Here is a 26,684-nt window from a genome sequence, read left to right on the forward strand (position 1 = left end):
TCACGTCCAGCGGTTACGAAGATATCGTCGCGGTGTACGCGGTCAGTGGGGGCACGGCACCGCCGAGCCCCGGTGACTCCGAGCGAGAACCGAGGGGATACGCCTGGATCGCCGCTGGTACCGGCCTGAATGCGGGATGAGAAGCGACGCGCGGCGAGGGTTGAAAAGGGGGTGGTTCATGAAACCGGATCAGACCGATGTCGAGTACCCCACGGACGCTCACGCGGCCACGCGGCGACACGTACGACTCCGCCGCCACGCCGACGATACTCAGCGCACACGACACCGCGACCGAATCTACCGGTCGGCAGAACACGTCGTCGCAATCGGGCACGGGTTCGCCTGCGGAGCCGGCACTGCGGACGGACGTCGTCACCGAGTCCCTCTGCGAGCGCCTCACGGCCGCCGCGACGAAACTCGAAGCAACGCTCGGCGGGACGGTGCCGGAGAGCCTCGGAGACGCGGCTATGGAGTGGTGCGAACTCCACGGGCTCGATACGACGACGCTCTCGGACCACCTGCCGCGGCTCGCGCGCCACGCCGTCCTCACCGTCTTCCTCAAGGCTCGACGGGTCGGAGGCCCGCGTCGAGACTCGTCCAGACGAGCGACGGGATCTTCCAGCCGTTCGCCCGCTCCCAGTCGGCGGGGACGACCTCCGATTTGGGCTTCTCGAAGCGCTGGGCGAGGTACTGCTTCCAGCGGTCGCGCTCGGCCGGCGCGAGGTTGTTGTACTTCGGGATCGCGCCGTACTCCAAGGAGGCTTCGCGAACTTTCCCGCGTTCCTCGCGGGTGAGGTAGTCGCGGGGGTTCGTACTGGAGTCCGGGGAGAAGGTGATCTCTGGGTCCCACTCGCCGAGGCCGTGTTCGTGGTGTCGCCACTTGTACAGCATCTTGATCGACTTCTGGCAGTTACGCTTGTGGGTGGCGCTGACGTCGCGCTTTGCGAGGTGCGTCATCCACGCGTCGGCGTGCTCGTGGGTGACGTTGGCGGTGTAGCCGCCTTCTTCCTCCCAGACGAACCGGTAGAAGCGGTCCATGCGGTAGCAGCGCGGCTCGACGGTGCCCTCGGCGTAGCCGGTGGCCGTGTCCGGGTCCTTACCGAAGGTGAGGAGCCACTCGATGCAGGATTCGCGTTCGGCCTCGTAGTCGAGTCGTTGGCGCGGGTTGAGGAACTCGTCGGCGGGTTGGGTGACGAGCGGGAACTCGTCGAGGTCGCTCATCGATCCCGCCTCCGTCGGGGGGTTTCCCCGGTTTTGGTGAGTCCTTCGAACCGGATTGGTGCGACAAACGGCCTAATCGCAAGACGGCGTCGGGATGGCCGAGTCCTTCTGACTTTGTTGCCCTGGAGCAATGGTGATCACACACATTGTTCACAGACCAAAACCGCAAGACGGCGGAAGGAAAGGAGTGCTCCGGCAGGGATTCGAACCCTGGTCCTTGCCGTGAGAGGGCAAGATGATTGGCCGGACTACACCACCAGAGCACGGTGGTCCAACGCACCTCGCGTGCGTCTCCATTCATTCAGAAGGGTTGGATGTATAAAAACTCGTTGAACCGATCCCGTATTGGGAGACGCCATCACGCAACGATCGGGGACCACCGGGGGCCGACGCGCCGTCGGTCTGATGGTCGTCGGACAGTGCGGCGACGCCACGGACGACCGACGCGTTATGGTCGCGCGCCTCGTACGCGGGGTATGCGCGAACTCGTGTTCGCTCTGGAGTACGAACGGGGGTGCAACGAGGTGGCGGACGCGCTCGCCGCACACCCGGCGGCCCGAGTCCGCTCGCTCTCGCTGCACGCGACCGCGGATCGCCTCTGGCGGGTCGACCACGCCACCGGCGCACCGGCCGCGCTCGACGACGTCGCGGACGCCTTCCTCACCGGGGAGTACTACGCGGACTGTCTCGCGACCGAGGATTGCGGGGCGACGCAGACGACGCGCGTCCTCGACCGGACGGACGACGCGCTCGTCCTCTACTCGACGTGGGAGCGCACGGACGCGTGCGCGTCCGTGCCGCACGTCGCCCGCGCGCGTCTCGGCGGAGGCGTGTTGTTCGAGACGCGCCACGAGGGGCGCCGGCACACGTGGCGGCTCGTTCACGACGGCGAGGGAGACGTGGCCGGCTTCTTCGACGACCTCGAGGCGGCGCTCGGCGACCGCGTCCGCCTCGACGTGCTGCGCACCGCGGACGCGACGGGGGCGGAGGAACGAAACGAGGAGAACGGCCCGTCGCCCGAGCAGGAGGCCGCGCTCCGCGCCGCGGTGGAGCACGGGTACTACGAGTCGCCCCGCGAGGTCGACGTCGGCGACCTCGCCGCGCGCCTCGACGTGCCGCGCTCGACGCTCACCTACCGGTTGCGTCGGGCGGAGGAGCGACTGGCGAAGCGGTACGTCGCGGGCGGGCGGGTCGCGGAGCCGTCGTCGCTCTGACGCGCGCGATTGGAATATTCCAATCAAGCCTTATCGAATCGAGATACCTCCCTCGGGGTATGAGCGAACAGGCGGACACGGCGGGGCGATCGGACGCGGGAGGCGGGCAGACGGCGACGGCCCGCCTCGTCGTGCCCGAGATGGACTGCCCCTCCTGCGCGGAAACGATCGAGACGAGCGTCGGGCGCGTCGACGGCGTTACCGACGTGCGCCCCCGGGTGACGGACGGAACGGTCGCGGTCACCTACGATTCGGCACGCGCCACGGAGCGGGAGATCCGGCGGGCGATCGAGGGTGCGGGCTACGAGGTCGTGGACGGGAGCGACGACGCGGAGCGCGGCGACGAGCCAACGATGGCGCCGCCCGCTACGGTGTGGCGGAGTTCGCGAGCGAAGAAGACGTGGATCGGCGCCGTGTTCGTCGCGCTCGGTCTGCTCTTCGAGTTCGCTCTCACCGACCCGAACGTCGCGGTGGCGAGCGTGCTCGGTCGGCCGATACGCGTCGCGGACGTCCTGTTCCTCGGTGCAGTCGCGGCGGGCGGCGCCCCGGTCGTCCGCGGCGGCTACTACTCGGCGCGGAACCGCTCTCTCGACATCGATCTCCTGATGAGCGTCGCCATCCTCGCCGCGACGGGCATCGGCTACTTCGTCGAGGCCGCGACGCTGGCCGTCCTCTTCGGCGTCGCCGAGCTGCTCGAGGACTACGCGATGGACCGGGCGCGCGACTCCCTGCGCGAGCTGGTGGCGCTCTCCCCGGAGGAGGCCACGGTCCGCCGCGACGGCGCGGAGGTGACGGTCCCCGCGGACGAAGTCGCGGTCGGCGAGACGGTCGTCATCCGGCCGGGCGAGCGGATCCCGCTCGACGGCACGATCGTCGAGGGGGAGAGTGCCGTCGACGAATCGCCGATCACGGGCGAGAGCGTCCCGGTCGAGAAGGCGGTCGGTGACGCGGTGTACGCCGGGTCGATCGTCGAGGGCGGCTACGTCGAAATCGAAGTCACGGCCCCGGCGTCGGAATCGACGCTCTCGCGGGTCGTCGAACTCGTGCGGGGCGCGGAGGAGGCGAAGACCGAGCGGGAGCGCTTCGTCGACCGGTTCGCGAGCTATTACACGCCCGCGGTCGTCGTCCTCGCGGTCCTGACCGCGGCGCTGCCGCCGCTCCTCGTTGACGGAAGCGCGACGGTCGCGGTCGCCGGCGTCGCGCACACGTTCGGCGGGGGGTGGCGGACGTGGTTCGTCCGCGGGCTGACCCTGCTGGTCGTCGCCTGCCCGTGCGCGTTCGTCATCTCGACGCCGGTCGCCGTGGTCTCCGGGGTCACGAGCGCCGCGAAACACGGCGTCCTCGTCAAGGGCGGCACCCACCTCGAGTCGATGGGCGAGGTGAACGCACTCGCCGTCGACAAGACGGGCACGCTCACGAGGGGCGAACTCGCGGTCACGGACGTCGTCCCGTTCGGTGCGGCGTCCTCGGACGCCGTGCTGCGGTACGCGAGCGCGATCGAGCGGCGGAGCGAACATCCGATCGCGGCGGCGATCGTCTCCCACGCGGGGGACGCGGGAGTCGACGATCTCCCGGCCGTCGAGGCCTTCGAGAGCGTCACCGGCCGGGGCGTCCGCGCGGTCGTGGACGGCGACACCTACCGCGTGGGGAGTCCATCCCTCTTCGGACTGTCGGACGACGAGGCGGGGGCGACGCACTCGCAGAGTGACGGCGGTACAGAGGGGGTCGGTTCGGCCGCGCTGTCGACCGAGATAACGGATACGATCGAGCGCCTCGAGGGCGAGGGGAAGACGGTGATCCTCGTCGGTACCGACGCGACGGTGCTCGGCGCTGTCGCCGTCGCGGACGAGGTCCGTTCGGGGGCCGAGCGGGCGATCGCGCGCCTGCACGATTTCGGCGTGACGCGCGTCGTGATGCTCACCGGCGACAACGAGGGGACGGCGCGCGCGATCGCCGAGCGCGTCGCGTCGACGAGTACCGGGCGGAACTCCTCCCCGAGGAGAAGGTCGACGCCGTCGAGTCGCTCCGGCGTGGCGGCGGGGTGGCGATGGTCGGCGACGGCGTCAACGACGCGCCCGCGCTGGCGGCCGCCGACGTCGGGATCGCGATGGGCGCCGCTGGGACCGACACCGCGCTGGAGACGGCGGACGTCGCGCTGATGGGCGACGACCTCGGGAAGCTCCCGTACCTCCGCGCGCTCGCGACCGAGGCGAACGCGGTGATCAGGCAGAACGTCGGGGCGAGCCTCGTCGTGAAGGTCGCGCTCGCGCTCGGCGTCCCGCTCGGGCTGGTGAGCGTGGCGCTCGCCGTCGTCGTCGGCGACATGGGCATGAGTCTCGGCGTGACCGGGAACGCGATGCGGCTGTCGCGCGTGACGCCAGAGGGCGTCGTCGGGGCGGACGGGGGCGCGCGAGACGATGGGTGAGAGCGTCCGGCTCCTCGTCGCGTTCGTCGCCGCCTTCGCCGCCCTCTTCGCCTGCTACGCCGTCCTGATGGTGGCCGGGTCGCCCGGTCTCGCCGGGAACGTCCTCGGCGTCGGCGGATCGGTCGTGATCGTCGCCTTCTGCTACCTCGGGTTCCGGCGGGTGACGCGCCCCTTCGAGGAGTAAGGCTCGGAGACGGCGCGGACAGCGGGGCAGACCGCGTCACTCGCCGTCGAGTAGCGCGGACGGGTTCGTCGCACCGTTCCCGATGAGTTCGGAGTCGAACGACGCCAGCGTGGCGTCGCATCCCTCCGCACAGGCAAGAATCAGGCAGTCCATCGGATACAGGAGCGTCCGCTGCTGGAGGTCGTTCGCGTTCATCACGCCCTCCGCGTCGGGGATCACGACCTCCACGTCGCTTCGGATTTCCGTCTCGATCTCGTCGGCGCGCGCCCGGTCGAGACGATGTTTCTTCGTCAGCACGGTCCGGAGTGCCATCACGTTCAGCACCGAGGTCAGGAGTTCGTCGTCCCGATCGAGGAGTTCGACAGCGGCCGGGCCGTGTTCGGGGTCGTCGGCGACGGTGGCGATGAAGACGTTCGTATCGAGAAAGGGCCTCATGCGCGCTCGCGAGTCTCACGCACGTCCTCGACCGGATCGACGTCGAGATCGTCGGCCATGCCGCGGAGCCGATCGCCGAGCGATCCTCGCTCTTCGATCTCTTCGTCGGCTCCCGAGACCGCGTTCTCCAGTTCTTCGAGGGCGTCCTCCGCGGATTCGCCACGAGCGGTGATCCCGCGCTCCTCGTCGGTCGCGGCCCACCGACCCGACTCCTCCTCGATCAGTCGGATCTCCCGGCGTACGCTCATAGCGGGTTCCTCTGGCTCTCCACGACGTCATCGGGGTTGAGGTCGGATTCTTCGAGGTCGTCGTCCCTGATCGGCTCACCACCGCCCGCGTGGAGTTCGAGCGCGTCGGGTGACACGGAGTGGGGCGACGCTGACCGAGCGTGCTCGCCGCGATCGACCGATCCCCGGCCCAACCAACGTGACTGCTCCCGCGACTTCAGTCGCGGGAGTGGTTAGGGCGCGAGCCGATTCTTCCGGTTCTTCATGCGCGCCTCGTAGTGCTCGAAGGTGATCGGGCACCACTCGGCCGCGAGGTCGAGGACGTCCTCCGTCATGCCGCGGATCTCCCACTGGCTGTCCGCGGCGGCGCGCATGTCCGCGACGTGCATGAGCATCCGGGCGTTGAGGCTCATGACGACGTTCACCTTCGTTCCGATGGGGAGGACGAAGCGGGCGTCCTCGGGCGGCATCCCGAGGTCGAGGAGTTCTTGGTAGTCCGCGACGGCGCGCTCGACCGCGTTCCCGAAGACGTCCTCGCGCTTCTCGATCGTCTCCTCGTCGACGGCGCCGCCCTGTTGGTTGCGCCCGATCCAGTCGGGGTCGCTCGCGGAGGGCGGCGTGACGACGAGTTCGCCGTCACCGACGGCCGCGGGATCGACGTCGTCGAAGGCGACGTACCGCATCGACTGGACGTCGAAGGAGACGTGGCGGTGGCGGGTGAGCTGCGCCATGCAGGCCCGACTCATCCCCTCCACGTGGAACGTCGCTTGCGCGTGCTCGAACGGCCCGAAGTGGCCGTGATCGAGCAGGTGCGAGATGAGCGTTCGCTTCCGGTCTTCGAGCGTCTCGCCGTCGATATCGGCCATGACGTCCGCGAAGGACTGCTCGGCGCCGTACTCGCTCATGTAGTCGTTGCGTGCGGCGCGGCAGATCACCTCCTCGGGGTCCGGCGTCGCTTCCAAGAGCGCGACCTTCATGCGTGGCTGTCCCGAGGGTGCCGGGGGTGAAAAGCGATTCGTCACGCGGGACGTGGCGACGGACGGGTGCACCCTCTCGCGTGCCGCGATCGATCACGGCGTCCGCCGTCCGGCGAACACGCTGAAGTGAGTGGCGAGCACACGACTGCATGTGACGTACACCAAAGCGACTCCTGCGGACGCGGAATCGGTACTGCCGGACAACGTCGAGGGCGAACTCTGGATGATGCGCGACGTCCTCGAGACGGAGTCCCTCGGCTTCAGCGTCCTCGCCCTCGAGGCCGGCGAGGAGACGATGAGCCACGATCACGTCGACGACGACCTCGAAGAGGTCTACTACGTCGTCGAGGGCGGCGTCGACGTCGACTTCGGCGACCGCACCGTCTCCCTCGACGCCGAGGAGGCGATCCGCATCAGTCCCGACGAGGAGCGAATCATCCGGAACCGGGACACCTTCTCGAAGCTCGTCCTCGTCAGCGCGCCGGTCTGATCGGCCGGGCGACCGCGCGCTTTTGGCGCTCGCGCGCCGACGATCGAGTATGATCGCGAACCTCTCGGAGGGCGTCGCCGCGTTCACGTCGAACGCCTACCTCGTCACCGGCGAGCGGACCGTCCTCGTCGACGCGGGCGCGAACTACGACGTCGTGAGCGCCGTCCGCGAGCACGTCGACGACCTCGACGGCGTCGTCCTCACGCACACGCACGACGACCACGTGGAGAACGTCCCCGCGCTCCGCGAGGCGTTCGGCGTCGAGACGTGGGGCTTCGATCCGGGCCGCGAGCACGTCGATCACGGCATCGCCGACGGCGGGACGGTGACGCTCGGCGAGCACGACTACGAGGCGCTGCACACGCCCGGACACAAGGAGGACCACCTCGTATTCCTCTCGCGCGCGGCGGGCGTCGGGTTCGTCGGCGACCTCGTCTTCGCCGGCGGCTCGTTCGGCCGCACGGATTTGGAAGAGGGCGACTCTCGCAAGCTCGTGGAGAGCATCGAACGTCTGACCGCGTTCCTCGACGACCGCGGGACCGCCATCGACGTCTGCTACGCGGGCCACGGCCCGGCGATCGACGGCCCGATCGACGGCGTCGAGGCGTCGCTTCGCGCCGCCCGCTTCGCGCGCTGAGAGCGGCGGACGTCGTCACCCCTTCAGCGTCGTCACCCGTCTTCAGCGTCGTCACCCGTCTTCACGCGTCATCACCCGTCTTCACGCGTCGTCACCCGTCTTCAGCCCGTAGTAGCCGGGTTCGTCGTCGCTCGGCGGCTCCGCGACGACGAGTTCGTCGCCGTGATAGAGCACCCACGGGATCGCCCAGTCGAGCAGCACGTCCTCCGTCCCGGGTTCGAGCGCCGCGTCGGGATCGAGGTCCTGCAGGAGGCGCGCGATCTCGTAGACGGTGTACATCTCGTCGTCGTCGAGCAGTTCCGCGGGCGCGTAGAAGTCGCAGGGGTAGAGCGACTCGAACTCGTTCTTCGGGCGTGGCATACGCCGTGGTGACGGCCGCGGCCGGCAAAAGCGCCCCGCCTCCCGAGCACGGGGTCACGCCTCAGACGTGGCGGGGGAGAGGAACGCCGACGATGGCGGTGGAACACGCGAACGACGACCCTCTTCGTCCGGACGCACGTCGTACTCGTCGGCACCGCGTCGAGACCGTTCGGCGCCAGAGTTAAGATGCGTGAGAGCAATGGACACGGTAGCGGCGATGGAGTCCGCCCTTTAACTGCCGGGGACGCCGGCTGATGACTCCTGTGGAGAATCACAATGCCACAGGAGTCATTCCGTCTCGATTCGCGCGACCGACGAGGGAGTCCTACTCCCGAATTTTTCGCGAGTTGCCATAGTCCACTGCCAACTGTCGAGTACGCCACTCACCGACAGTTCAGAGGCGAGACTCCAGCGCCGCTGATTCCCGACACCGACGCATCTGTCACCGACGGATTTCCGTCCGCGTAGACCGCCGACTCGTTCGATTACAGGGTATCGCGTGGTCCCGCGGTTGCGTGGATCATTCTTTCAGTCATCATCGACAGCGACGTCATCCACCACTCGGACATTCCCGTCATCGCGATCCACGCCGACGCGACCGACGACCGAGCGGTGATCGACTGGACCGCTATCTCGCGACCGATACGAGGCAACGTCGCGTATCCCTTCGTTTCGCGGCTTCCCAACGCCGCGGCTCTCGGAGTGGCGCGCGAAAGAAACGTGGTGGGTCGCTACGACGCGGTTCGCTCGCGTCTGTCAGCGCTCGTGTGCTCGTCCGACTCGCGGAGTCGGACTGCTCACGGCGTCCGCCGTTCGCGTGTTCGGTCGTCCCTTCGGGCCGCGTTACTCGAATCGCGCGACGGCTTCCTCGTAGCGGTCGGCGGGCGTCTCCCAGTCGACGACGTCGAAGAACGCGTCGATGAAGTCGCCGCGAGCGGGACCGTAGTCGTAGTAGTAGGAGTGCTCCCAGACGTCGAGGGCGAGGACGGGCTGTGCGCCCCAGAGCGCGCCCTGATCGTGCTTGTCGACGACGAGGTTGCGCAGCTGATTGCTGTGCGTGTCGTAGACGAGCAGCGCCCAGCCGCCCGCGGCGGACGCGGCGGCCTCGAACTCGCCCTTCCACGCCTCGTAGGAGCCGAAGTCCTCCTGAATGCGCGCCGCGAGCGCACCGGACGGCTCGTCGCCGCCGTTGGGACCCATGGACTCCCAGAACAGCGTGTGGAGCACGTGCCCGGAGCCGTTGTGCGTCACGTTCCGGATCGCGCCCGGCGACCCCGAGAAGTCGCCCTCCTCGCGGGCCTCCTCGAGCGTCTCCTCGGCCGCGTTCCAGCCGTTCACGTACCCCTGATGGTGCGTGTCGTGATGCCAGTTCAGCACCTGTTCGCTGATCGAAGGCTCCAGTGCGTCGTAGTCGTACGGTAGCGGCGGTAGTTCGTAATCAGTCATGTGTGTCTCCTCCGTGTGGTGGTGCGTCGGGAACGCTGTTAAAGGTTGAGGAGGGGGCGGTTAGCACGCCACATACAGGGGTTTAGGAGGGCGGCTCGCGAACTTCCACGACGTGTCGTACGCCGCCGCGTTCGTCGATCTCGATGGAACCGTCTGGCGCGGGCGGAGCGCCGTCCCGGGCGCGAGCGCGGGGCTGCGGACGCTCCGCGACGCCGCCGTTCCGATCGTCTTCCTCACGAACAACACGGGCGTTCGCCGCGACGCGGTCACGAGTCGACTCGACGCGATCGGCGTCGCGTACGAGGACGAACCGGTCGTGACCGCGGCGTGGGCGACGGCCGCCTACCTCGCCGAGCACCGCCCGGACGCGTCCGTCCACGTGATGGGGCGGGACACCGTCGAAGCCGAGATCGAGGACGCCGGACTCGACGTCTCCGCGGAGGGACCGGCTGACGTCGTCGTCGTCGGCTACGACGATCGCGTGAGCTTCGCGCGCCTCACCGCCGCACTCCGGGCGTTCGGGCCGGGAACGGTGTTCGTCGCGACGAACCGCGATCGCACGACCCCCTCGGAGGACGGGCCGATACCGGGCGCGAACGCGTTCGTGAGCGCCGTCAGCGGGATGGTGGAGCAGGACCCAGTTGTCCTCGGGAAGCCCGAGACCCGGATGGCCGAACTCGCCGCCGCGCGGCACGACGTCCCCGTCCACGACTGCCTGATGATCGGCGACAACCTCGAAACGGACATCCTGATGGGCGAACGCGCGGGGATGGACACCGCGCTCGTCTGCTCCGGGGTCTCGACGCGCGACGACGTCGCCGCCTCGGACGTCGAACCGACGTACGTCATCGACGACCTCGGCGAGATCGCGTCGCTACTCTGAGGCGACGGGAACGCGCACGACGACCTCGGTGCCGTCCGCGCGGTCGTGAAAGGCGACGTCGCCGCCGGCGGCGCGCGCCCCCCAGCGGGCGATCCAGAGTCCGAGACCCCCGGCGTGGACGAGCGCGGTCTCGTGGTCGGCTTCGAGCGTCCGGCGCTCGATCGGGGGAAGCCCCGGGCCGTCGTCGCGAACGGTGACGACGGCCTCGTCCGCGTCGCCGTCCAGCGAGACCGAAACCCGGACCGTCGGGGTGGGTTCGGGGTTGTGTTCGGCGGCGTTCTCGACGAGGTTCTCGACGGCGGGCCCGATCTGCCACGGGACGTCGACGTCCTCGGGGAGCGCGTCAATGGCGACGGTGACGACGGCGTGCGGATACGCGCGCTGGACGGCCGCGGCCGCGTCTGTGACGGCGGTTCGGAGATCGGTCGGGTGGTCGCCCTCGCTCTCGGCGAGGCGTTCGATCGTCCGGGCCTTCTCCGCGGTGTCGGCGAGCGCGTCCGCGCTGCGCTCGATGGCGCTCGCGTACCGCGCGAGGTCGGATCGGTCGTCGTTCGCGGCGAGCAACGACGCGTAGCCGGCGATGACGTTCACTTCGTTGCGGAGGTCGTGTCGGAGGACGCGATTGAGGACCTCGAGGCGCTGGATCCGGTGGCGACGCTCCGTGACGTCGTGGAGGACGATCGCGGCGCCCATCGGCCGGCCGTGCGCGTCGTCGACCGACGTCTCCGAGACGTCGAAGAAGCGCGCGGTGCCCTCAACGGCGTGGACGAACGTGCCCCCGTCGAGCGCGTCCGCCGGCAGGAGGGCGTCCACGTGGGCGTCGTGGAGTCCCGTCTCTGTCCCGTCGAAGAGGTCGCGGGCCCCGGCGTTCGCGTCGACGACGTGGTCGCGCTCGTCGAGGACGAGGACCGCCTCGTCGGCGTGTTCGAGGACGCACGCGCGGGCGGCGGTGCTCGGGAGCGGGCGCGCGTCGAGGAGATCGAACCACTTGATCGAGAACGCGCAGGCGAGTCCGACGCCGGCGAGGGCGATGGGGATGACGGCCGCGAGCAGGGGGCGATAGCCGGGGAGCGCGATCAGCCCACCGGCGACGCCCGGGAGGAAGACGCCGACGGCGAGCACGCCCGCCTGCGGCAGGTACGGACCGGGGAGCGACAGCGTCGTGCCGACGAGGACGGCCGCGCCGACGATGACGATGGCGGCGCCGTAGCCGAGGGCGAGCCAGCAGCCGACGCCCGAGACGTGGGCGACGAGGTCGTATCCGTCGTAGACCGGCACCTGCGTCGCGCGCGTCCAGACGAGGTGGTGGGCGTCGTTCGTCCACACGGCGACGAGGAGGACGATCGGGAGCGCTGCGAGCGCGGCGACGGTCCGCGGCGTCAGGTGGCGATCCCGACCGGTGTACGCGAGCGCGAAGCAGAGCCACGCGACGGGACCGAACAGGATCCCGACCCACTCGGCGCGGGCGAACACCGACTCGATCGCCGGCTCGGAGGCGAACAGCTCGACGACGTAGGAGAGCGCCCACCAACCGGTCGCGGCGGCGAGCGCGCAGAGCGAGAGCGCCCCGGCCGTCGAACGCCGCCGCCACGCGTAGCGCGCCACCGCGGCGTCGAGACTCGCGGCCGCGAGGGGTCCGCCGAACGCGAGGGCGAGCAGGCCGCGGGAGACGAGCGGCGTCATCGCCGCCCGCCGACGTGACCGGTCCCCGCCGCGATCGGACGCTCGGGCTGGCTGGACATGTCAGTTCATTCGGGGTGGAGACCCAAAAAACATAGCTGGATATCGGCCGAAAGAAACACCCGTTCCCCTGTGCTCACTCCTCGCTGCGCGCGGCCTCGAAGGCGTCGATGGCGGCCTCGCGACGCTCGCCGTGATCGACGATCGGATCGGGATAGTCGGGTGCGAGGTCGTCGCGCTCGTCGGCGTCGAGATCGGGCCAGTCGTGGATCTTTCCCACCGGGACGTCGTCGAGTGCCGGGACGTACTCGCGGACGTACGCCGCGTCGGGATCGTACTGTTCCGCCTGCGACGCCGGATTGAAGATCCGGAAGTACGGCTGGGCGTCCGTCCCCGTCGAGGCCGCCCACTGCCAGCCGCCGGTGTCGTTCGCGGTGTCGTGATCGACGAGACGCTCGCGGAAGTGCCGATAGCCGACGCGCCAATCGCAGAAGAGGTCCTTCGTCAGGAACGACGCGACGATCATCCGCACGCGGTTGTGGACGTAGCCCTCCTCGTCCAGTTGGCGCATTCCCGCATCGACGATCGGATAGCCCGTCTCGCCCGCCTTCCACGCCGCGATCTCCGCCCCGTCGTTCCGCCACGCGATCGGGTTCTCGTAGTCGTCGTAGTTCTCCGTCACGACCGCGGGGTTGAAGTAGAGCACCTGCGCGTAGAACTCGCGCCACGCGAGCTGACGCCGGAACTCCTCGACGCTCTCGCGCTCGTCCTCGTCCTCGTCCTCGTCCTCGCCCTCGTCCTCGTTTTCCACTCCTGCCATCGCCTCGGTCGTCCGCGCGTACGCCTCGCGCGGCCCGAGCGTCCCGAACGAGAGGTCCTGCGAGATCCGCGCCGTCGCGTCCATCGCCGGGTACTCGCGGGCCTCCACGTAGCGGTAGATGTCGGCCGCGCAGAAGTCATCAAGGCGCGCCGCCGCGGCGTCGTGACCCGCCTCCGGGAGGTCGATGTCGGGCACCTCGAAGCCCAGATCGGCGAGGGCGGGGAGGTCGTCGCCCGCGACGTCCGCGAGCGGTCCGCTTGCCGGCGGATCGAGCGGATCGGGCTTCTCCCTATCGCGCCACTTCTTCCAGAAGTACGTGTAGACCTGATAGGGGTCGCCCGCGTTCGTCCGGATGGCGCCCGGTTCGTGGATCACCGCGTCGTGGTGTCGGTGCACCTCGACGTCCGCCATCGAGAGCGCGTCCGCGACGACCTCGTCCCGGTCCTGCGCCAGCCCCGAGTAGTCCGCGTTCCAGTGGACGGCATCGACGTCGTAGTCGAACGCGACGTCGGGGAGGACGCCCGAGGGATCGCCGCGGTGGACGAGGAGGTCGCCGCCGCGCTCGCGGTACGCGGCGCGGAGCCCGGCGAGCGCGTCCAACAGGAACGCGACGCGCCGATCGCTCCCGTGTGTGAGGACGGCGTCGTCGAAAACGAACACCGGGAGGACCTCGCCCGCGTCGGCGGCCTCGGCGGCGGCCGCGAGACCGACGTTGTCGTGGAGGCGGAGGTCGCGCCGGTGCCAGAACAGTTGCATGGCCGGGGGGTCGGGCGGCCCGAGGATAACGGTACTGCCCGTCGTCGTCGATCCGCCGACTCAGAGGTCCGGCGTCTCGTAGGTGTTCGGCGTCCCGGTGATGCGGACGGACTGGCCGTCGACGAAGGACGCCGCGTCGCTCGCGAGGAAGCGCACGAGGTCCGCGACCTCCGCGGGCGTCCCCCACTGGCGGTCCGCGTTCCCGCGCTCGATCTCCGCCTCGTAGCCGAAGTTCTCGCGGAGCTTTTCCGTGGCGATGAAGCCCGGCGAGACGGCGTTGACGCGGACGTCCGCGTCGGCCCAGTCGCGCGCGAGCGTCCGCGTGAGCGAGATGACGCCGCCCTTCGCGGCGCTGTACGGTCCCATGCCCTCGACGCCGTACTCGCCGGCCATGCTCGCGACGTTCACGACGGCGCTCGGCGCCCCGCCCTGCAGGCGTCCGCGAAGGCGTGCGTGACGTTGTAGACGCCCGTGAGATTGACGTCGATGACGTGTGCCCACGTCTCGGGCGTCACCTCGTCGAGGGGCATGAGACCGGCGCCGCCGCCCGCGTTGTTCACGAGAACGTCGACGGTACCGAACGCTTCCTCGGTGGCTTCGGCGAGCGCCGCGACGTCGTCGCGGTCGGTGACGTCCGCCTCCACCGCTTCGACGTCACCGGGGAGGTCGGCGAACTCGTCGGCGACGGCCTCGACATCCGCGAGGGTCCGCGAGCAGACGACGACGTCCGCGCCGTCCGCGAGGAACACTTCGGTGATGGCGCGGCCGATGCCGGCGGAGGCGCCGGTGACGACCGCCGTTTTCCCGTCGAGACTGCTGCGCGAACGCACCGCGTCCGTGGTCTCTGTCACACTCGATCGGAGTGCCGTCGCGCGGTTAAGGGGCGAGGCCGCGGAGAGGGTCGCGGATTCCGGGGGCTACGGGAGCCAGTCGAGATCCCGATACCCATCGAGGATCGGATAGGTCTCGTCGCGGCGCGCTTCCAGCCACGAGAGGAGGCGCGCGGCCCACCGGAGCTTGCGGCGTTTCGCGGCGTTCGACGCGGCCGCGAAGTCCCAGCCGGCGAAGACGAGCGACTCGGCGCCCATCGCGTCGGCGAGGAACGCGGCCCGGTCGCCGTCCGTGAACCCGCCGAAGTTTCGGACGCCGTCGACGGGCCGGGCCTGCGTCGTCCCGAGGACGTAATCGTCGTCGAACTCGGGCACCCACGCGGCCGCGAGGTCTCGGTTGTCGCCGTGTGCGTGCGCGGCGACCGGCGTCCCAGCCTCGGTGAGCGCGCGGCTCGTCCCCGGGTTCTTATCGAGATCGGTGACGTGGACGTCGATATCGATGCCGTGCTCGCGGCAGACGTCGGCGGCGGTCGAGGCGACGAAGGCGCGATCGGCGGCGGCGACGTCGGCGAGGTCGTCGGCGAGGTCGGGCGCGGCGCCGACGACGGCGACCGTCTCACCCGTCACGTCGAGGCGCGAGACGTCGAAGCCGCTCACGAGCGCGGCGAGTTCCTCGCGCGCGGCCTCGTCGCCGGCGCGGTCGTAGCCGAAATCGCGGAGGATCGCCTCGTAGGCGGGTTCCCACTCGTGAAACTGCACTATCGACTCACCGGCGCGACGGCGTCAGAAATTCGGATCGCGGTGGTTCGAGCCGAGTCCCCGCAATCGCAGTGTACTCCTACCAGCGCGGGGCCTCGGCCTCCAGTCCGGGGTTGCGGGGCGTCCGGCATAAGCTTTCTCGTTATTCGACGCTGGTTCTGATCTCGCCGGCGATCCCCGCGAGCGCCTTCGAGGCGCTCGTGATCCGGTCCGCGAAGGTTTGGAGGTCCGAGACGGTGCCGGCGACGAAGAGCTCGTCGCCGCCCGTGCAGACCACGCCGGCGTCCGACGCGGCCTCGACGAGCGTCTGTCGCATGTCCGACGGCGCGTGGACTTCGAAGGCGCGCGCGACGGCGTCCGACGCGGCCGCGGCGTCACCGCCGAGGCGTGCGATGTGGCGCTCGGCCTCGCGGACGGTCGTGACGTCGAGTTCCTCGACGGCGCGGTCGCGGTGGCGCTCGCGGGCGAACGCCTGCCCGACGAGCGCGGCGTCACGGGTCTCGGCGACGTCGTGCGTCCGGATCACGTGCGCGCCGCGCTCGACGGCCATCGACGTCGCCGCGAGCGAGACGGGCAGCGCCGCCTCCGTCGAGCGCCCGGCGATGTCGCGCAGGAAGTTCTTCCGGTTGATCGAGACGAGGAGCGGGCGGCCGTAGCCCCGGAACTCGCGGAGGCGACGGAAGGTCTCGCGGTCGTCCGCGAGGGTCTTCGCCTCGGACCAGCCGCCGAAGGCGGGATCGAGGATGGTCTTCTCGGTGAAGCCGTTCCGCGCGAGCGCGTCGTAGATGTCGTCGACGTCAGTGAGGGCGCCCGGCCGTTCGAGATCCGGCGGCGACGCCATCTTCACGACGGCGGCGTCGTGCGCCGCGCAGACGTCGGGCATCTCGGGATCCGCGAAGCCACAGACGTCGTTCACCATGTCGAAGCCCGCGTCGAGGGCGGCGTCGGCCACCGCGGCGTAGCGGGTCTCGATGCTGAAGACGACGTCGGCGTCGACGCGCTCGATCGTCTCGATCGCGGTGTCGAGGCGTTCGAGTTCCGCGGTCTCGTCGAGGACGTCGAGGCGTTTGTTCGCGGATTCGAGACCGACGTCGACGATGTCCGCGCCTCCGCGACGAGTTCCGTCTCGACGTAGGCGGCGGCCTCGTCGGGGTCGTCGAAGACGCTCGGCGCGTAGGGCGACTCCTTCGAGACGTTCAACACCCCCATGATCCGCGGGGGATGGTCGTCGCCGATGGGGAGACCGGCGGCGTCCACGGTGTGCATGGTCGGAGGTGGGGCGGGCCAGCGCAATAGAACCCGCGGTCGCGTCCACCTTCGAGCGCGGAAATCGGGGGACGCGTCGCTTTTGTTGGCTCGGCGGCTACCCCGTGGCGATGGGAGACAGCCCGCCCGCCGTCGCCGTCGTGGACGCCGAGACGTCCGGGAACGTCGGCACGATCGCCCGCGCGATGAAGAACTTCGGCTTCGAGGACCTCTACCTCGTCGATCCCCCGGATCTCTCACGGGAGTCCGAGGCCTACGCTACGCCGGGCAGGCCCGCGAGGACGTCCTCCCGAACGCCGAGGAGGTCGATCTCGATTTCCTCGTCGAGAACTTTCACACAGTCGGCTTCACCGCGATCACGAACGAGGACGCGACCAAGCACGTCCGCTTCCCCTTTCGCACGCCGGACGAACTCGCCGAGCGCCTCCGCGACGTCGAGGCGCCGACGTGTCTGCTCTTCGGGCGCGAGCGCGTCGGTCTCCACAACCGCGAGATCGAGCGCCTCGACGAGGTGTGCTCGATCCCCGCGAGCGCCGACTATCCCGTGTTGAATCTCGGGCAGGCCGCGACCGTCGCGCTCTACGAGTGTCGCGACCTCACGCTCTCCGAGACCCAACTCCCGGACGTCGCCGTCCACCGCGCGGGAGAAGCGGAGATCGAAGCCTTCTACGACCACTTCGCGGACTTCCTCGAACTCGTCGACTACCCCGAGGAGAAGCGGGCGAAGACGGGACGGATGCTGCGGCGGATCCTCGGGCGCGCACACCCCACGGGCCGCGAAGTCAACACCCTCCACGGGATCCTGCGGCGCGCGCGCTGGCACATCGAGGGCGACGGCCGAAAGGACTCCGTGGAGGACGAGGGATACGAGTGATCCGGCCGTACGAGCGGGCGGACGCCGAGGCGCTCTGGGCGCGCAAGCGCGACTTCGAGCTCTCGCTCGCGACCGGCACGGGCGGCGACGCGAAGGAGGACGCCTACCGCGGGAAGCTCGACGCCGACTACCGCGAGCGCTACCTCGCGTGGGTCGAGCGCTGCGTCGAGGAGGAACCCCGCACCGTGCAGGTCGCGGAGGCGGACGGCGGGCTGGCCGGCTACGTCTTCGTCCTCCCGGAGTCGCTCGCGTACGTCTGGGACGCCGCGGTGCTCAACGAGATCTACGTGGCGGACGAGCGACGGGGGACGGGCGTCGCGGACGACCTCATGGACGCGGCGCTCGACGTCGCGCGCGGGCAGGACCTCCCGCTCGATCGGGTGGTGCTCGACGTCGATCCCGACAACGGGCGCGCGGCCGCGTTCTACGAGCGCCGCGGCTTCGAGCCGTGGGGCGAACTGGTCGCGCGCGACCTCTGAGCGCCTAGTCCGACGTCTCGGAGGTCGCGCGGCTCTCACTGGGATACGCGGCGCGCTCGCGTTCGTCGGGATGGAGCCGAACGCGGAGGCGAGCGGCGACGTCGCGGACGCGGTCGCGCTCCACGACGACGAAGCCGGCGAGAACGGCGAGGAAGCCGACGGCCGTTGTGGAACCGACGCCCTCGCCGAGCAGGGCGACGCTCATGACGGTGGCGACGACGGGTTCGAAGTAGCTGACGAGGTGGACGGTGCTCGGCCCGGCGCGATCGAGGAGTTCGAAGTAGATGAGGAAGGCGAGGACGCCGGAGATCACCGCGAGGTAGGCGAGCGAGAGGAACGCGCTCGGCGTCCAGTCGATCGCGGCCATCGACTCGCCGCGGAGGCCGGCGCCGCCGAAGAGGAGACCGGCGCCGATGAGCATCGTCCACGCCTGCATCGAGCGCAGGGGGAGCGACGAGCGGAGGGGCCGAGTGAGCACTCCCCCGAGGGCGAACGCGACGGCGCTCAGGAAGACGAGCGCGACGGGGAGGAGACCGACGCCGGCGAGCGCGCCACCGCCGGGCGCGGCGATGGCGACGACGCCGAGGATGCCGAGGGCGAACCCGACCAGTTCGACGACACCGATCGACTCGTCGGCGAGGAGGAGGCTCGCGAAGACGGCCGTGAGGACGGGCGCGGTGGAGACGACGACGGCGGCGACGGCGCCGGGGACGTGGCGCTCCCCGAGGTAGAGGAGTCCGTGATAGACGGCGATGACGAAGACGCCGCCGACCGCGACGCTCAGCCACTCGCCGCGGGTCCGCGGGAGCCAGCGTTCGGTCGTGCAGACGGCGTACGCGAGGACGGCGCCGCCGGCGAGCGCGTACCGCAGGGCCGCGAAGAGCAGCGGCGGGAAGTCGTGTAGCCCGGCCTGAATGGCGACGAACGACGTGCCCCAGAACGCCGCGAGCGCCGCGAACATCGCGGCGGTGGCGCGGGGACCGCGGAGGGTATCGGCGAGAGACATCTGAGTACGAACGGGTAGCGCGCGAGCGATGTTAAATTTGTCTACAACGAACTCTCAGAGAGTGGCAGTTTCATCTAACCTAATTCATGATCGTGAGCGAGACGAGGTGACACGGGGCGTGGCGGACGACGGCAGAGCGCGATCGCGGGCCGCGGCGGTCGCGCGCGTACCGCTCCGGTGGAGTATTACGGCGGTCGCGCGACTACCGGCGTATGGACGAACGGGACGTGCGCCTCCTGAAGGCCATCTCCGACCTCGGCACCGGAAGCCCCGAGCGACTCCACGAGGAGACGGACATCCCCGTCTCCACCATCCACTACCGGCTGAACAGCCTCCGCGAGGCGGGGATCATCGAGAACGACCTCTACGACCTCGACCTCGACGCGCTCGGTCTCGGCGTCACCGTCGTCATCGAAGTGTACACCTCGTACAGCGGGAGCTATCGCGGCGTCGCCGCCGAACTCGAAGAGATCGAGGGGGTCACGCAGGTCTTCTTCACGATGGGCGAGTACGACTTCATGGTCGTCGCGCGCCTCCCCGACTCCGACGCCGTCGAGCGCCTCATCACCGACTTCGAGGCCATCGACGAGGTCGACCGCACGAACTCGACGTTCGTCACCTCGCGCACGAAGGACACGCCCCGACCCCTGCAAGCCTACTCGCTCGACACGCTCATCGACGCGCTCGTCGACAGCGAGTCGGAGTAGTCTCCAAAAACGGATCGTCGATTCGAAGCCGATTCAGCTCCGCTTCTGAATCTCCTCGCGCAGCACCTCGCTGACGAGGTCGCCCTCCGCCTTCCCGCGCAGCGCGCCCATCGCCTCGCCCATCAGTCCGGAGAACGCGCCCATCCCCTCCGCCTCGATCTGGTCGGCGTTGCGCTCGACGACCTCGACGACGGCGTCGCGCACGACGTCCTCGTCCGCCGAGCCGAGGCCGGCCTCCTCGGCGGCCTCCGCGGCCGTCCGGTCCGGCTCCTCGGCGAGCGCTTCGAGCAACTCGGGGACGCCCTCTTGGGTGATCTCGTCTTCGGCGACGAGGTCGAAGACGCCGTGGAAGTGCTCGTCGCTGAGGTTCGTCACGGGTACGCCGTCGCGACGCAGGCTCGTCACCGTCGACTCGACCGTACGCGCCGCGAGGTTCGGGTCGACGCCCCGAGCGACGGCGTCCTCGAAGAGCCGCCACCGTCGCCCGTAGGCGACCTGCTCGGCGACGTCCTCGTTCAGGTCGTACTCCGCCGTGTAGCGCTCGACCTTCGCCGTGAGGAGTTCGGGCACCTCGATTTCCGAGGGATCCGGCTCCACCGGCGGGACGTCCGTCTCGGGATACATCCGGGCCGCGCCGGGGAGCGGGCGGAGGTACTCGGTGGTGCCGTCCTCGTTCGCGCCGCGCGTCTCCTCGGGGACGCCCTCCATCGCCGTTCGCGCGCGGTCGGCCGCGGCCTCGATGGCGCCGCGCGCGACGTCCGCCTCCGCGGCCACCATCGCCACCGCGTCGTCCTCGCCCGCGCCGACGGCGGCGCGCATCGCGTCGACTTCGTCCGCCGTCACGCCGTACGCGGGCAGTTCGTCCGTGTGGAAGATGCCGCCCGCGCCGTGGCGCTTCGCGTGATCCGAGAACTCCGTTCCGAGCCGGCGGTCCGGCTGGAGTTCTTTCCCCACCAAACCGTCGAAGCCGTAGAGCGGCACCGCGAAGACGAGACCGTCGGCTTCGAGCGCGCCGCGGACGACCGACGACTCCGTCTCCGCGAAGACGTCCGTGACGTCCTGTACCTCGCCCACGCTCGCGTCCCGCGCGGCGAGCGTGTCCGCGATGTCGAGCAGGCGGACCTGCCGCTGCACTTCGAGGTGGACGAGGTCGTCGATGTCGTCGAGGCTCTGGACGCCCTTCATCTCGACGCGCGCGCCCTCCGCGATCGAGACGTTCACGTCCTGCCGGATCGTCCCGAGACCGCGTTTGACCTGCCCCGTCGAGCGCAGCAACATCCCGATACGCTCGGCGGCCTCGCGGGCCTGCGCGGGACTGCGGATGTCGGGTTCCGTGCCGATCTCCACCAGCGGGATCCCGAGGCGATCGAGCGCGAACGTCGCGCCCGCCTCGCTCTCCTCGACGCGCGCCGCGGACTCCTCTTCGAGCATCATGTCCTCGATGCCGACCGCCCCCTCGCTCGTCTCGATCTCGCCGCCCTGCGCGACGAGCGACGAGCGCTGGAACCCGCTCGTGTTCGAGCCGTCGATGACGACCTTGCGCATCACGTGCGCCCGATCGAGCGGCGTCATGTCCATCAGGGCCGCGACCTCCAAGGCGACATCGAGCGCCTCCTCGTCCATCCGATGGGGCGGCTCGTCGTCCTCCTCGACGAGGCACGTCGTGTCGAAGGCGAGGTACTCGAACTCGCGCTCGACCTGCGACTCCTCCAAGGCGGCCTCGTCGATCTCGCCGAGTTCGCTCTTCGTCGGGTGGAGGTAGCGCGTGAACGTCCGGTCGTGCGCCTCGGGTTCGCGTCGCGTCGTCGGACACGCGCAGAAGAGCTTCGTCGCCGTGTCGAGTTGCTGGTGGATCTCGAGGCCAGCGACCAGCCCCAAATCCTCGTAGTCGAAATCGCCGTCGGTCATTGTCCGTGAGTGTGCGACCGAGGGGTAAAAAACCGTTCAGTCCCGCTCACCCGCGCCGGCGGACGAGGTGCTCGCGGAGTCCGGCCGTCACGGTCGCGACGAGCCCCGCGGCGTCCGCGGCGTCCACGTCGACGACGGCGGCGTCCCCGCCCCCGCTCCCCGCCGTATCGATCACGACCGACGCGAGTCCCCAGCGACGCTGGAAGAGCGTCTCGCGCTCGATGACGGTCTGCACGCGGTCGATCGGGACGACGTGCGTCCGGCGCGTCCAGAACCCCCGGCGCGCGACCGCGTGCTCGCCGTCGACCGCCCGCCCGAGGTGCCGCCACCGGTAGTGCGCGGCGACCGGGACGACCGCGACGAGGGCGAGCGACAGCCACCAGAACGGGTAGGGCGTCACGAGGTAGTGGACGCCGGCGGCGAGCGCGACGGCCGCCCCGGCGAGGATCGCGTACCGCCCGAGGTAGCGCCGGCGCGCCCGCGTCGGTGCGGGAGCGAGGTCGAGGTCCCCGACCGGTTCGAGGTCGCGCGCGAGCGCGAGCACCTGCCGTCGGGTCGCGAGCGGGACCGCGGCCTCAGACCCCCCGGACGGCCCGGAACCGGGCGCGTAGCCCGCCGTCTCGACCGCGAGCGACGCGTAGCCGAAGCGCCGCTGGAGGACCGTCTCGCGGACCACGACCGTCTGGAGCTTCTCGATCGGAATCGTCCCCGTGTAGCGCTGGAAGAGGCCGCGCTCGTACCGGAGGTCGTCGCCCGCGCGCGTCAGCCGGAAGCCGTAGTAGCGGACGAACGTCCGGAACGCCGACGCCGCCCAGAGCGCGAGCACGACCGCGAGCGCGCCGACGGCGATCGCCACCGCGAGCAGGGCGCCGCCGAGGCCGCCGAACTCGTCCGCGAGGAACGGCCAGACGAACGGCTGGGCGACGAAGCCGATCGAGGCGAGCCGGACGTCGAAGGAGAGCGCGCTCGCGAGCAGGAGGTGCCGGTCGTCGAGTTCGAAGACGGTCTCGGGCGCCCCGGCGGCCGCCCCGGCCCGTGAGCCGTCGCCCGTCGCCGCCTCGCTCGCGTCCGTCTCACCGGCCGCGGCGCGCTTCAGCCGTCGGATCTCCGTCTGGAGCCGGTCGGCCTCCGCGGCGCTCACGCACTCGAGGACGACCTCCGTCTCCCCGCCGCCCGCCGTCTCGACGTTCACCGTGGCGATGCCGAGGGCGCGCTGGACGACGTTCCGCGAGACGTCGACGTTCTGGACGCGCCCGAGCGGGATCTCGCGCTCGCGTCGCGAGAGCACGCCCGAGGAGATGTCGAGGGTGCTCGCCGTGAGCGCGTACGCGAAGCGACGGTGGACGGCGACCTCGTGGCCGACGAGCGCGAGCAGCGCGAGGACGACGAGCGCGGCCGCGGCGAGCCGCCAGCGCCCCGGCAACGCGGAGGACGCGCCCGCGAGGCCGACGACGATCGCCCACCCGAACGAGACCGCGCGCTTCCCGACGCGGTACGGGACGGAGAGCGGGTGGAGCTTCATACGGCGTCCGTCGGGTCGCTCTCGATCGCGAGGTCGCGCAGGCGGTCTTGGAGGGCGAGGGCGCGCTCGGCCGCGAGACCCGGCACCGAGACGTCCGCGCCGCGCGAGCCCGCCGTGTAGACGACGACCGTCCCGAGGCCGAGGAGCCGTGCGAGCGGCCCGCGTCTGTTGTCGACGTGCTGGACGCGGACGTACGGGACGACCGTGCGGACGCGCGTGACGACGCCGCGCTCGATGTAGAGGGTGTCCTCGCGCACCTCGAAGCGCCACAGCCGGTAGCGCAGGGCCGCGTAGGTGACTCCGACGACGAACGCGACGCCGAAGACGGTGCCGGCGACCGCGAGCGGCGGGAGGGAGAGCGAGAGCGGGTCGAACCACGCGAGCGCGCCCGCGATCGCGCCGAGGACGGCCGCCGCGACGAACGCGCCCGCCGTCCACAGCAGGCGGACGCGCGGGTGGAGGTCTTCCATGCGATACGTCTCCGCGCCCACCGGGAAAGAAGTACGGACGGAAACGGGCCAACGCGGGGACGCCGCGTTCGTCGGTCCGCCGTCGCGTTGCTCACGGGTCACTCCGTCCCCCGTTCGCTTCTTCGCGACGTCTCCGCCGTCGCGTTGCTCACTCGCGGGTCGCTACCGCTCCCCGTTCGTCCGGTCGCGCGTCGCGCGACCTACTCCTCCCCGAGGATCCCGCGATGGGTCATCGTCTCCGGGTCGAGCACCTCGTCGGCCTCGTCCTCGGTGAGGTACCCCTCGGCGACGGCGACCTCGCGGACGGTCTTGTCCTCGGCGATGGCCTGCTTCGCGACCTTGCTCGCCTTGTCGTAGCCGATGGCGGGGTTGAGCGCCGTCGCGAGCGCCATCGAGCGCTCGACCTGCTCTTCGCAGTACTCCTCGTTCGCCTCGAGTTTCGCGACGAACTTCTCCGCGAACGCCTCGCTCCCGTTCGCGATGAGCGTCGCGGATTCGAGGAAGTCGAAGGCGAGCACGGGCTTGTAGAGGTTGAGGTCGATCTGGCCCTCCGCGGCCCCCGCGGAGATGGTGGCGTCGTGACCGACGACCTGCTTGTGGACCTGATTGACCGACTCCGCGACGACCGGGTTGATCTTCCCGGGCATGATCGAACTCCCGGGCTGGTTCTCGGGCTGCTCGATCTCGCCGAGACCGTTGCGCGGGCCGGAGGCGAGCAGGCGGAGGTCGTTCGCGATCTTGTTCAGGCTCCCCGCGACGGTGCGGAGCGCGCCGTGGGCCTCGCTCATCGCGTCGTGGGCGGCCTGCGCCTCGAAGTGGTTGTCCGCCTCGCGGAACTGGACGTCCGTCTCCTCGCTGATGTACTCGGCGGCGCGCTCGGGGAACTCGGAGTGGGTGTTGAGTCCCGTCCCGACCGCGGTGCCGCCGAGGGCGAGCTCGCGCAGGTGGGCCTTCGCGTTCTCCACGCGCGCGAGGCCCTTCTCGATCTGGGCGCGATAGCCGCCGAACTCCTGTCCGAGGCGCACCGGCGTCGCGTCCTGCAGGTGCGTGCGGCCGGTCTTGACGACGCCGTCGAAGGCCTCCTCCTTCTCCTCCAAGGCCTCGACGAGCGTTTCGAGGGCGGGACCGACGTCCTTCTCGACGGCGACGAGCGCGGCGACGTGCATCGCGGTCGGGATGACGTCGTTCGAGGACTGCCCGAAGTTCACGTGGTCGTTCGGGTGGATCTCGCGCGTGCCGATCTCCCCGCCGTAGATCTCGGTCGCGCGGTTGCCGATGACCTCGTTGGCGTTCATGTTCGTCGAGGTGCCCGACCCCGTCTGGAAGACGTCGACGGGGAACTGATCGTCGTGCTCGCCCGCGATGACCTCGTCCGCGGCCGCGACGATGGCGTCGGCTTTGTCCTCGGGGACGGTACCCAGATCGCGGTTGGCCTGCGCGGCGGCCTTCTTCACGACGCCGAGCGCGTGGACGAACGCGGGCTGGAAGCCGCGGCCGCTCACCGGGAAGTTCTCGACGGCGCGCTGGGTCTGCGCGCCCCAGTAGGCGTCCGCGGGGACCTCCATCTCGCCGAGGCTATCAGATTCGATGCGATAGTCGTCGTCTGCGTCGCTCATATGCGGGGGACTCTCGCGGGGACGCGTAAAAGGCACCGGTCCGCCCTCGCGTCGGTCGGCCGATCGGAGAACTCACTCGGATCGTGGTTAATAATAGGAAACTATTTTGTATGACCGGGGAGGATAGGTAGATGGTACAGAGACAATCATGACTGATGAAAACTCCGGTAACGCGCTGAGTCGGCGGCGTTACCTCGTGGCGGCAGGTGCAGCGGGAACCGCGGCCATCGCGGGCTGTGGTGGAAACGGCGGCGGCGACAGCGGCGGCAGCGGCAGCGGCAACGAGAGCGGTAGCGGAAGTGGTAGCTCCGAGACGCTCGAACTGCTCCACGGGTGGACCAGCGGCGACGGGGGCGACGCCGTCCAGAGCATGATCGAGGGGTTCAAACAGGAGTACCCGGACGTCGAGATGAACGTCAAGGGCATCGGCGGCGGTGGGAACACCAGCCTCGACACCCGGATCAACACGCGCCTCGGCAACGGGAACCCGCCGAGTTCCTTCGTCGCGTGGCCGGGCAAGCACCTCCTCCAGTTCACGGACGCCGACCTCCTCGGCGACATCGAGGACTCCGTTTGGAGTCAGAACTCGATGAAGGACGCCTACCTCGAAGGGCCGCAGAACGCCGCGAAGCCCGCGGGGAACTACGTCTGCGTCCCGACGAACATCCACCGGATGAACAACCTCTTCTACAACAAGACGGTCATCGATCAGGCCGGTGTCGACGTCTCCTCGATCGAGACGCCGAGCGACCTCGCGGACGCCATCGCGCAGGTCGCCTCGGAGACGGACGCCGTCGGGATGGCTCACTCCAGTCAGGCGCCGTGGACGACGATCCAGCTCTGGGCCGCCACCTTCCTCGGACAGTCCGGCTGGGACGCCTATCAGGCGTTCATGAACGGGAACGGCGACGAGGGGAAGATCGCCGACGCGTTCAAGACCCTCAACGACTACAGCGAGCACTTCAACAGCGACGTCAGCACCGTCGGCTGGAAGGAGGCCAACCAGATGATCGTCCACGGGAACGCCGGCTTCTTCCACAACGGCGACTGGGCGGCCGGCATGTACACCGGGACGGACGACTTCGAGTTCCAGGCCGACTGGGATCAGGTCACCTTCCCCGGGACGGACGGACTCTACTCCCTCAACATGGACTCGTGGGTCCACCCGAAGGACAATCCGTCCCCCGAGGCCAGCAAGAAGTGGCTCACATACGTCGGCACGAAGGACGCCCAGATCCGCTTTAACACGAAGAAGGGCTCCATCCCGCCGCGCAAGGACGTGCCGATGGATCAGTTCAACAAGTTCCAGCAGAACCAGTACAAGGACTTCCAGAACTCGACGGCGCAGCCGCCGAGCGTCGCGCACGGTCTCGCGACCACGCCGGAGGTCCTCGGCGAACTGCAGACCGCCGTCAACCAGCACTACGCCGAGTACACGGACGACGCCGCGGAGGCGACCGCCAAGGCGTTCGTGAACGCGTTCAGTAACTGA

Annotated in this window: 22 protein-coding genes, 1 tRNA gene, 5 pseudogenes and 1 riboswitch; of the genes and pseudogenes, 10 read left to right on the forward strand and 18 right to left on the reverse strand. The window is 69.8% G+C overall.

From position 1 onward, the window contains the following. Positions 1-564: 564 nt before the first annotated feature. Together AOZ13_RS01465 and AOZ13_RS01470 are read right to left on the reverse strand one after the other, a co-directional pair. A pseudogene (locus AOZ13_RS01465) lies at positions 565-1,221 on the reverse strand (site-specific recombinase xerd); the annotation flags it as partial. 188 nt (positions 1,222-1,409) lie between these two features. Continuing rightward, positions 1,410-1,484, reverse strand: a tRNA-Glu gene (locus AOZ13_RS01470). A gap of 213 nt (positions 1,485-1,697) precedes the next feature. Here AOZ13_RS01470 and AOZ13_RS01475 point away from each other — a divergent pair. The 3 genes and pseudogenes from AOZ13_RS01475 to AOZ13_RS01485 all read left to right on the forward strand — a co-directional run bounded on the left by AOZ13_RS01475 (position 1,698) and on the right by AOZ13_RS01485 (position 5,044). Then, entirely contained in the window at positions 1,698-2,435 is a 738-nt protein-coding gene (locus tag AOZ13_RS01475) for a helix-turn-helix domain-containing protein (RefSeq protein ID WP_020221017.1), read from the forward strand. A 154-nt stretch (positions 2,436-2,589) separates the two neighbouring features. After that, positions 2,590-4,857: pseudogene (locus AOZ13_RS01480) on the forward strand (heavy metal translocating P-type ATPase); the annotation flags it as partial. Beyond that, on the forward strand, positions 4,853-5,044 hold the full coding sequence (locus AOZ13_RS01485) for a hypothetical protein (RefSeq protein WP_020221016.1): 192 nt from the start codon (positions 4,853-4,855) through the stop codon (positions 5,042-5,044). The pseudogene AOZ13_RS01480 and the gene AOZ13_RS01485, both read left to right, overlap by 5 nt. Before the next feature lie 36 nt (positions 5,045-5,080). On the opposite strand, the gene AOZ13_RS01490 is transcribed toward AOZ13_RS01485, so the two are convergent. From AOZ13_RS01490 to thyX, 4 genes are all read right to left on the reverse strand, one after another. Then, on the reverse strand, positions 5,081-5,479 hold the full coding sequence (locus AOZ13_RS01490; protein ID WP_020221015.1) for a type II toxin-antitoxin system VapC family toxin: 399 nt from the start codon (positions 5,477-5,479) through the stop codon (positions 5,081-5,083). Continuing rightward, positions 5,476-5,727, reverse strand: a complete 252-nt coding sequence (locus AOZ13_RS01495) for a type II toxin-antitoxin system HicB family antitoxin (protein ID WP_020221014.1) — start codon at positions 5,725-5,727, stop codon at positions 5,476-5,478. Before AOZ13_RS01495 ends, AOZ13_RS01490 begins: the two co-directional genes overlap by 4 nt. Then, positions 5,724-5,843, reverse strand: a complete 120-nt coding sequence (locus AOZ13_RS15840; protein ID WP_020221013.1) for a type II toxin-antitoxin system HicB family antitoxin — start codon at positions 5,841-5,843, stop codon at positions 5,724-5,726. Before AOZ13_RS15840 ends, AOZ13_RS01495 begins: the two co-directional genes overlap by 4 nt. A 96-nt stretch (positions 5,844-5,939) precedes the next feature. After that, entirely contained in the window at positions 5,940-6,683 is a 744-nt protein-coding gene (gene thyX / locus AOZ13_RS01500) for an FAD-dependent thymidylate synthase (RefSeq protein WP_020221012.1), read from the reverse strand. Between the two features lie 151 nt (positions 6,684-6,834). Here thyX and AOZ13_RS01505 point away from each other — a divergent pair, with 151 nt between their 5' ends. Together AOZ13_RS01505 and AOZ13_RS01510 are read left to right on the forward strand one after the other, a co-directional pair. After that, positions 6,835-7,173, forward strand: coding sequence for a cupin domain-containing protein (locus AOZ13_RS01505; RefSeq protein ID WP_020221010.1), 339 nt, complete (start codon positions 6,835-6,837; stop codon positions 7,171-7,173). 49 nt (positions 7,174-7,222) lie between these two features. Continuing rightward, a complete protein-coding gene (locus AOZ13_RS01510) occupies positions 7,223-7,810 on the forward strand; it encodes an MBL fold metallo-hydrolase (RefSeq protein WP_020221009.1) in 588 nt (195 codons plus the stop codon). Positions 7,811-7,891: 81 nt separating this feature from the next. On the opposite strand, the gene AOZ13_RS01515 is transcribed toward AOZ13_RS01510, so the two are convergent. Continuing rightward, entirely contained in the window at positions 7,892-8,170 is a 279-nt protein-coding gene (locus AOZ13_RS01515) for a DUF5827 family protein (RefSeq protein ID WP_020221008.1), read from the reverse strand. 204 nt (positions 8,171-8,374) lie between these two features. Continuing rightward, positions 8,375-8,441, forward strand: a riboswitch (Fluoride riboswitch). 572 nt (positions 8,442-9,013) lie between these two features. Beyond that, positions 9,014-9,616, reverse strand: a complete 603-nt coding sequence (gene sod / locus AOZ13_RS01525; protein WP_020221006.1) for a superoxide dismutase — start codon at positions 9,614-9,616, stop codon at positions 9,014-9,016. Positions 9,617-9,728: 112 nt separating this feature from the next. Between sod and AOZ13_RS01530 the strand changes: the two genes are divergently transcribed. Continuing rightward, complete coding sequence (locus tag AOZ13_RS01530; RefSeq protein ID WP_020221005.1) at positions 9,729-10,499, forward strand: HAD-IIA family hydrolase; 771 nt, start codon at positions 9,729-9,731, stop codon at positions 10,497-10,499. Here the strand turns inward: AOZ13_RS01530 and AOZ13_RS01535 are convergent. The 5 genes and pseudogenes from AOZ13_RS01535 to AOZ13_RS01555 form a co-directional block, all read right to left on the reverse strand. Beyond that, positions 10,491-12,182, reverse strand: coding sequence for a sensor histidine kinase (locus AOZ13_RS01535; RefSeq protein WP_021779613.1), 1,692 nt, complete (start codon positions 12,180-12,182; stop codon positions 10,491-10,493). The two genes, AOZ13_RS01530 and AOZ13_RS01535, sit on opposite strands and share 9 nt — an antisense overlap. Before the next feature lie 133 nt (positions 12,183-12,315). Next, entirely contained in the window at positions 12,316-13,755 is a 1,440-nt protein-coding gene (locus tag AOZ13_RS01540) for a cryptochrome/photolyase family protein (protein WP_021779614.1), read from the reverse strand. Between the two features lie 60 nt (positions 13,756-13,815). Further along, positions 13,816-14,606: pseudogene (locus tag AOZ13_RS15560) on the reverse strand (SDR family NAD(P)-dependent oxidoreductase). A 66-nt stretch (positions 14,607-14,672) separates the two neighbouring features. After that, the gene (locus tag AOZ13_RS01550) at positions 14,673-15,344 is read right to left on the reverse strand and encodes a 6-hydroxymethylpterin diphosphokinase MptE-like protein (protein ID WP_049933677.1); all 672 of its coding nucleotides are present in this window, start codon (positions 15,342-15,344) and stop codon (positions 14,673-14,675) included. 142 nt (positions 15,345-15,486) lie between these two features. Then, positions 15,487-16,610 (reverse strand): annotated as a pseudogene (locus tag AOZ13_RS01555) (dihydropteroate synthase). Positions 16,611-16,720: 110 nt separating this feature from the next. Between AOZ13_RS01555 and AOZ13_RS01560 the strand changes: the two are divergent. Continuing rightward, positions 16,721-17,484, forward strand: a pseudogene (locus AOZ13_RS01560) (RNA methyltransferase). Then, positions 17,481-17,963: a GNAT family N-acetyltransferase gene (locus AOZ13_RS01565; protein ID WP_020222325.1), complete on the forward strand. Its 483-nt coding sequence runs from the start codon at positions 17,481-17,483 to the stop codon at positions 17,961-17,963. The pseudogene AOZ13_RS01560 and the gene AOZ13_RS01565 overlap by 4 nt, the downstream one beginning before the upstream one ends. Before the next feature lie 4 nt (positions 17,964-17,967). Here the strand turns inward: AOZ13_RS01565 and AOZ13_RS01570 are convergent, their stop codons facing one another. After that, positions 17,968-18,969, reverse strand: coding sequence for a DMT family transporter (locus tag AOZ13_RS01570; protein WP_020222324.1), 1,002 nt, complete (start codon positions 18,967-18,969; stop codon positions 17,968-17,970). Between the two features lie 212 nt (positions 18,970-19,181). On the opposite strand from AOZ13_RS01570, the gene AOZ13_RS01575 reads away from it, so the two are divergent. Beyond that, positions 19,182-19,676, forward strand: a complete 495-nt coding sequence (locus AOZ13_RS01575) for an Lrp/AsnC family transcriptional regulator (RefSeq protein ID WP_021779618.1) — start codon at positions 19,182-19,184, stop codon at positions 19,674-19,676. A 33-nt stretch (positions 19,677-19,709) separates the two neighbouring features. Here the strand turns inward: AOZ13_RS01575 and gatE are convergent, their stop codons facing one another. The 4 genes from gatE to AOZ13_RS01595 all read right to left on the reverse strand — a co-directional run bounded on the left by gatE (position 19,710) and on the right by AOZ13_RS01595 (position 25,192). Then, positions 19,710-21,584 carry a Glu-tRNA(Gln) amidotransferase subunit GatE gene (gene gatE, locus AOZ13_RS01580; RefSeq protein ID WP_021779619.1) on the reverse strand — a complete coding sequence of 625 codons (1,875 nt, stop codon included), beginning with the start codon at positions 21,582-21,584 and terminating at the stop codon, positions 19,710-19,712. A gap of 46 nt (positions 21,585-21,630) precedes the next feature. Then, a complete protein-coding gene (locus AOZ13_RS01585; protein ID WP_021779620.1) occupies positions 21,631-23,106 on the reverse strand; it encodes a PH domain-containing protein in 1,476 nt (491 codons plus the stop codon). Further along, positions 23,103-23,576, reverse strand: coding sequence for a PH domain-containing protein (locus tag AOZ13_RS01590; protein ID WP_049933688.1), 474 nt, complete (start codon positions 23,574-23,576; stop codon positions 23,103-23,105). Before AOZ13_RS01590 ends, AOZ13_RS01585 begins: the two co-directional genes overlap by 4 nt. 200 nt (positions 23,577-23,776) lie before the next feature. Next, positions 23,777-25,192: a class II fumarate hydratase gene (locus AOZ13_RS01595; protein ID WP_020221547.1), complete on the reverse strand. Its 1,416-nt coding sequence runs from the start codon at positions 25,190-25,192 to the stop codon at positions 23,777-23,779. Between the two features lie 148 nt (positions 25,193-25,340). On the opposite strand from AOZ13_RS01595, the gene AOZ13_RS01600 reads away from it, so the two are divergent. Next, on the forward strand, positions 25,341-26,684 hold the full coding sequence (locus AOZ13_RS01600; RefSeq protein ID WP_044957493.1) for an ABC transporter substrate-binding protein: 1,344 nt from the start codon (positions 25,341-25,343) through the stop codon (positions 26,682-26,684).

The sequence above is a fragment of the Halarchaeum acidiphilum MH1-52-1 genome, from assembly GCF_000474235.1.
GTDB lineage: Archaea > Halobacteriota > Halobacteria > Halobacteriales > Halobacteriaceae > Halarchaeum > Halarchaeum acidiphilum.